General features: G+C 67.1%; 7 protein-coding genes and 1 pseudogene. 6 read left to right on the top strand and 2 right to left on the bottom strand.

Annotated features, from left to right (window positions below; genetic code table 11):
- Positions 1 to 272, bottom strand: a 272-nt coding sequence (locus NKF06_RS19655) for a galactokinase family protein (protein WP_305882050.1), incomplete at its 3' end; no start/stop codon positions are given.
- A gap of 119 nt (positions 273 to 391) precedes the next feature.
- Entirely contained in the window at positions 392 to 733 is a 342-nt protein-coding gene (locus tag NKF06_RS19650; protein ID WP_253246369.1) for a hypothetical protein, read from the bottom strand.
- A gap of 150 nt (positions 734 to 883) precedes the next feature.
- On the opposite strand from NKF06_RS19650, the gene NKF06_RS19645 reads away from it, so the two are divergent.
- The 6 genes and pseudogenes from NKF06_RS19645 to NKF06_RS19620 all read left to right on the top strand — a co-directional run.
- Positions 884 to 1,948, top strand: coding sequence for a M42 family peptidase (locus NKF06_RS19645; RefSeq protein ID WP_058828304.1), 1,065 nt, complete (start codon positions 884 to 886; stop codon positions 1,946 to 1,948).
- 96 nt (positions 1,949 to 2,044) lie between these two features.
- Positions 2,045 to 2,524, top strand: a complete 480-nt coding sequence (locus NKF06_RS19640; protein WP_058828305.1) for a 50S ribosomal protein L11 — start codon at positions 2,045 to 2,047, stop codon at positions 2,522 to 2,524.
- A 305-nt stretch (positions 2,525 to 2,829) separates the two neighbouring features.
- Positions 2,830 to 3,468, top strand: coding sequence for a 50S ribosomal protein L1 (locus tag NKF06_RS19635; protein WP_004969375.1), 639 nt, complete (start codon positions 2,830 to 2,832; stop codon positions 3,466 to 3,468).
- The gene (locus NKF06_RS19630) at positions 3,465 to 4,511 is read left to right on the top strand and encodes a 50S ribosomal protein L10 (RefSeq protein ID WP_058828306.1); all 1,047 of its coding nucleotides are present in this window, start codon (positions 3,465 to 3,467) and stop codon (positions 4,509 to 4,511) included. Before NKF06_RS19635 ends, NKF06_RS19630 begins: the two co-directional genes overlap by 4 nt.
- Positions 4,512 to 4,532: 21 nt before the next feature.
- Positions 4,533 to 4,868 carry a 50S ribosomal protein P1 gene (gene rpl12p / locus NKF06_RS19625; protein WP_050459769.1) on the top strand — a complete coding sequence of 112 codons (336 nt, stop codon included), beginning with the start codon at positions 4,533 to 4,535 and terminating at the stop codon, positions 4,866 to 4,868.
- 187 nt (positions 4,869 to 5,055) lie between these two features.
- Positions 5,056 to 5,303, top strand: a pseudogene (locus tag NKF06_RS19620) (hypothetical protein); the annotation flags it as partial.

Below are 5,303 nucleotides of genomic sequence, written 5' to 3'. Positions count from 1 at the left end.
TGGTCGACCGCGGCGTCGATGTAGCCCATCGCGGCCTCCACGAGCGGTGCCGGAACGTCCACGTCGGGCCGGTCGCCGGTCGAGCCGCGGTACTCGACGGTGAAGCCGTTGAGACTCAGGTCCTCGGCGCGGACGCGGACGTGGTCGTCGTCACGGGCGGCGACGGTGACGGTCGCCCGGCGCTCGACCGCGCAGGGGACCGCCGGCTCGCCGTAGACGACTGCGTGCTCCCCGAACAGGTACACCTTGCCGGGAGCGCTCGAAACGGTCATACCCCGGAGTTGCTACGGGATTCGCTTAAGGGTATCCGACCGCGGTCGAACCCGGCGGTGGTCGGCGGTGAAGGCTGTCGGTGGGAACGTCGCAGAAAAACGGTTTCGGGGACGCCGGCTCAGGCGTCGATTTCGACTTCGTCGCGTTCCTCGTCGTCGTCGAGGTCGGCGAGTTCGTCGAGGTCGTCGCCGCCGCCGCGGATGTACCGGACCGCCGCCGCGATGCCGACGAGGAGGACCAGTCCGACGAGTATCCCCAGTCCGGGCCGGCCGCCCGACTCGGCCTCGTCGGCCTCGTCGTCGTCGAACTCGACATCGTAGTCGTCGTAGTCGTCGTGCGATTCGTCGTCGGCTTCGAGCGCATCCTCGCCGCGGCCCGTGGAGACGAGCGGCGAACTGTTGGTCGGGCTGAACTCGAATCCGTCGTGCAGGTGGACCTCGAAGAGGGTGAAGTCGGCCATACCAATCAGTACGCTCACAAGATGGATATGCCTTGTGGCGACGGGGCGGTGCGGACTGCCGCGGGACGCGACGGCATCGCTCCGCGGCGACTCCCGGTGGGGTGTGCTGGATTCGCTGTGTTCTTGTCCCGCCGCCCGCGAACGTCTCGTATGGACGACGATCGACGCGCCTTCCTCGAAGACCTGCTCACCACACCCAGCCCGTCCGGCTACGAGGTCGACGGCCAGCGCGTGTGGGTGGACTACGTCTCGCAGTTCGCCGACGACGTAACGGTCGACGACTACGGCAACGCCGTCGCGGTCCACGAAGGCACCGGCGAGGGCCCCGAAATCGCGTTCACCGGCCACGCGGACCAAATCGGCTACATCGTCCGCGACATCGACGACGATGGCTTCGTCCGCATCGGCCCCATCGGCGGCGCGGACCGCACCGTCTCGAAGGGCCAGCACGTGACGGTCCACGGCGACGGCGGCGACGTGGCGGGCGTCATCGGTCAGACCGCTATCCACCTCCGAGACGTGGGAAGCGAGGAGTACGACGACCTCGAAGAGCAGTTCGTCGACATCGGTGCGACGAGCAAGGGCGACGCGAAGGACCACGTCGAAGTGGGCGACCCCGTGACGGTCGAAGCGCGGGTCCGCGACCTCGCGGGCGACCGCGTCGCGGCTAACGGGATGGACAACCGCGTCGGCACGTGGTCGGCCGCGGAGGGCCTCCGGGCTGCCGTCGAGGCCGACGTGGACGCGACGGTGTACGCCGTCAGCACCGTTCAGGAGGAAGTCGGCGTCCAGGGCGCGAAGATGGTCGGCTACGACCTCGACCCCGACGCGATGGTCGCCGTCGACGTGACCCACGCGACGGACAACCCCGACGTGCCCGGCAAGCGCAAAGGCCCCGTCGAACTCGGCGAGGGACCGGTCGTCTCTCGCGGGAGCGCGAACCACCCGAACGTCGTCTCACTCGCCCGTGACGCGGCCGCGCAGGCCGACATCGGCGTGCAGTTACAGGCCGCCGGCATCCGCACGGGCACCGACGCGGACGCCTTCTACACGAGTCGCTCCGGCATCCCCTCGCTCAACATCGGCATCCCGAACCGCTACATGCACACGCCCGTCGAAGTGGTCTCCACGAGCGACCTCGACGACGTGGCCGAACTGCTCGGGACGATGGCCGCGCTCGCGGGCGACGTGGAGTCGTTCGGCGTCGAACTGTAATCGGGCGGACGGTGGTCCCGCGCGCTGTGCGTAGTTGTCGCACACGACTCCGGGCGAAAGAAAACCGTTAAAAGTCGCCACACGGTGTTTCCACGTATGGCTGGAACTATCGAAGTACTCGTTCCCGGCGGGAAGGCGAACCCCGGTCCGCCGCTCGGCCCGGAACTCGGCCCGACCCCCGTCGACGTGCAGGACGTCGTCAACGACATCAACGACCAGACGGCTGCCTTCGACGGCATGGAAGTCCCCGTCACCGTCGAGTACGACGACGACGGCTCGTTCAGCATCGAAGTCGGCGTCCCGCCGACGGCGGCGCTCATCAAGGACGAAGTCGGATTCGACACCGGCAGCGGCGAACCCCAGAAGAACTTCGTCGCCGACATGTCCATCGAACAGCTGAAGAAGGTCGCAGAGCAGAAGTCCTCTGACCTGCTCTCGTACGACCTCAAGAACGCCTCGAAGGAGGTCGCCGGGACGTGCGCGTCCCTCGGCGTCACCATCGAGGGCGAAGACGCCCGCACGTTCAAACAGCGCATCGACGGCGGCGACTTCGACGACCACTTCGACGACGAGTAATCGTCTCGGAACCGTCTCGGCGGTTCGAACCGCCCTTTCCGTCGGGCCGAGTCGACTCGGCCCGCTTTCTTCTCTCCACCGACCCGATTCGACCCGGAGCGGCCCGACCGTCGACGACCTCGAATCGCTCGCGTGCTCGCCAGCCCGCATGTGTGGCTGTGGCACGCGAAACCCCCGAATTCGGGGGTTTCGGCTCCCGTAGTTCGACGGACTTAAGTTGAGCCTACTCGTCCTGCCGGACGAGGCAGGCAGTAGCCTGTTTCACTGACCCGTAGGAGCAATCCTGCGTACTACGGAGGTGAATAATGGCAGACACAATAGTTGACGCAGTCTCTCGCGCACTCGACGAGGCACCCGGGCGGAACTTCCGCGAAACGGTTGACCTCGCCGTGAACTTGCGAGACTTAGATCTTAACGACCCGTCGAAGCGTGTCGACGAGAGCATCGTGCTCCCGTCTGGCACCGGCCAGGACACCCAGATTGTGGTGTTCGCGACCGGTGAAACCGCGCTCCGCGCAGAGGATGTCGCCGACGAAGTTCTCGGGCCCGATGAGCTCGAAGACTTCGGCGACGACACCGATGCGGCGAAAGACCTTGCCGACGAGACCGACTTCTTCGTTGCCGAGGCTGGACTGATGCAGGACATCGGTCGCTACCTCGGTACCGTGCTCGGTCCCCGTGGTAAGATGCCGACCCCGCTTCAGCCCGACGACGACGTCGTCGAGACGGTGAACCGGATGAAGAACACGGTGCAGCTCCGCTCGCGTGACCGTCGTACGTTCCACACGCGCGTCGGCGCAGACGACATGACGCCCGACGAGATCGCGGAGAACATCGACGTCATCGTCCGTCGTCTCGAAGCGACGCTCGAAAAGGGCCCGCTCAACATCGATTCCGTCTACGTGAAGACGACGATGGGGCCGTCCGTGGAGGTGCCCGCATGAGCGAGTCCGAGGTTCGGCAGACCGAGGTTATCCCGCAGTGGAAGCGTGAAGAGGTCGACGAGCTCGTCGACTTCATCGAATCCTACGAATCCGTCGGCGTCGTCGGCGTCGCGGGCATCCCGAGCCGCCAGCTCCAGGCCATGCGCCGCGAGCTTCACGGCTCGGCCGCGGTGCGCATGAGCCGTAACACGCTCGCGAACCGCGCGCTCGACGAAGTCGACGACGGCTTCGAGGAACTCAAGGAGTACATCGCCGGGCAGGTCGCCCTCATCGGCACGAACGACAACCCGTTCGCCCTGTACAAGGAGCTCGAGGCGTCGAAGACGCCCGCGCCCATCAACGCCGGTGAAGTCGCCCCGAACGACATCGTCATCCCCGAGGGTGACACCGGTGTCGACCCGGGTCCGTTCGTCGGCGAACTCCAGCAGGTCGGGGCGTCCGCCCGCATCATGGACGGCTCGATCAAGGTGACGGAAGACTCCAACGTCCTTTCCGCGGGCGAGGAAGTCTCCGAGGAACTCGCGAACGTCCTGGCGGAACTCGGCATCGAGCCCAAGGAGGTCGGTCTCGACCTCCGCGGCGTCTTCTCCGAAGGCGTCCTGTTCGAGCCCGACGAACTCGCCATCGACGTGGACGAGTACCGCGCCGACATCCAGTCGGCCGTCTCCGCCGCGACGAACCTGTCGGTCAACGCGGTCTACCCGACCGCCCAGACCGCGCCGACGCTCATCGCCAAGGCGACGAGCGAGGCCAAGGCCGTCGGTCTGTTCGCCAACATCGAGAGCCCGGACTTCATGCCCGAGCTCATCTCGAAGGCGGACGCCCAGCTTCGGGCGCTCGCGGCGAACATCGACGACGAAGAGGCGCTTCCCGAGGAACTCCGCGGCGTGTCCGCGGCTGACACGGGTGCCGCCGAGGAAGAAGAATCGACTGACGAAGAAGCAGCGGACGCCGACGAGGCAGACGCCGACGCCGACGAAGACGCCGCCGAAGACGACGGCGACGACGAAGACGCTGGCGACGCCCTCGGCTCCCTGTTCTAACAACACACAAGGTACACAACAATGGAATACGTCTACGCTGCGCTCATCCTGAACGAGTCGGACGAAGAGGTCAACGAAGAGAACATCACCGCGGTCCTCGAGGCCGCCGGTGTCGATGTCGAGGAGTCCCGTGTCAAGGCGCTCGTCGCCGCGCTCGAGGACGTCGACATCGAAGAGGCCATCGAGACGGCCGCCGCTGCCCCCGCGCCCGCCGCGGGCGGTTCCGCCGGTGGCGAGGTCGAGGCCGCTGACGACGACGACGAGGAAGACGCCGAAGAAGAGGCCGCTGACGAAGGCGGCGACGACGACGACGACGAAGAAGCCGACGGCGAGGGCCTCGGCGCGCTCTTCGGCTAACTCCCGCGAGACCCCGCCGCATCCGCGGCGACGCTCGCTTCGAAACTCCGATTTCTTTCGACGCAACTCACCAGCGGCGGCGTCGGTCGCACGCCCAACGACTCGGACGCGGGCCACGGCGCAGTCGGTGTCTGTGTCGGTGCCGAGCGCGTAGCTTCATACCGGAAGCCGTGGCCACTTCGGCGCGATGTTCCTCACCGGCGGGGCAGTCGTCTCCCTGTTCGCTCAAGCGGCGGCACTCGCGTCGCCCGTCACGGCGGATCCGACGACCGCCGCCCTCCTCGGTGTGGTCGTCGGCGTCTGCCTCGGGACCTGCTCGGGCCTCATTCCCGGTCTCCACGCGAACGCGTTCGCGCTGCTCCTCGCCGGCGTCGCGTCCGAGTTCCCCGGCCCGCCGGTCGCCGTCGCGGCCGCCGTCCTCGCCGCGTCGACCGT

Origin of the sequence: Haloferax sp. AB510 (genome assembly GCF_024136985.1) — an archaeon.
Classification (GTDB): Archaea; Halobacteriota; Halobacteria; order Halobacteriales; family Haloferacaceae; genus Haloferax.
The sequence above is the reverse complement of the archived record's forward strand: the minus strand, read 5'-3'. Positions and strand labels throughout refer to the sequence as shown.

Excerpts from the sequence above, each read along its gene's own strand:
- NKF06_RS19645 (WP_058828304.1), top strand. The coding sequence starts at position 884 with ATGGACGACGATCGACGCGCCTTCCTCGAAGACCTGCTCACCACACCC.
- NKF06_RS19640 (WP_058828305.1), top strand. The coding sequence starts at position 2,045 with ATGGCTGGAACTATCGAAGTACTCGTTCCCGGCGGGAAGGCGAACCCC.
- rpl12p (WP_050459769.1), top strand. The coding sequence starts at position 4,533 with ATGGAATACGTCTACGCTGCGCTCATCCTGAACGAGTCGGACGAAGAG.
- NKF06_RS19635 (WP_004969375.1), top strand. The coding sequence starts at position 2,830 with ATGGCAGACACAATAGTTGACGCAGTCTCTCGCGCACTCGACGAGGCA.
- NKF06_RS19630 (WP_058828306.1), top strand. The coding sequence starts at position 3,465 with ATGAGCGAGTCCGAGGTTCGGCAGACCGAGGTTATCCCGCAGTGGAAG.
- NKF06_RS19650 (WP_253246369.1), bottom strand. The coding sequence starts at position 733 with ATGGCCGACTTCACCCTCTTCGAGGTCCACCTGCACGACGGATTCGAG.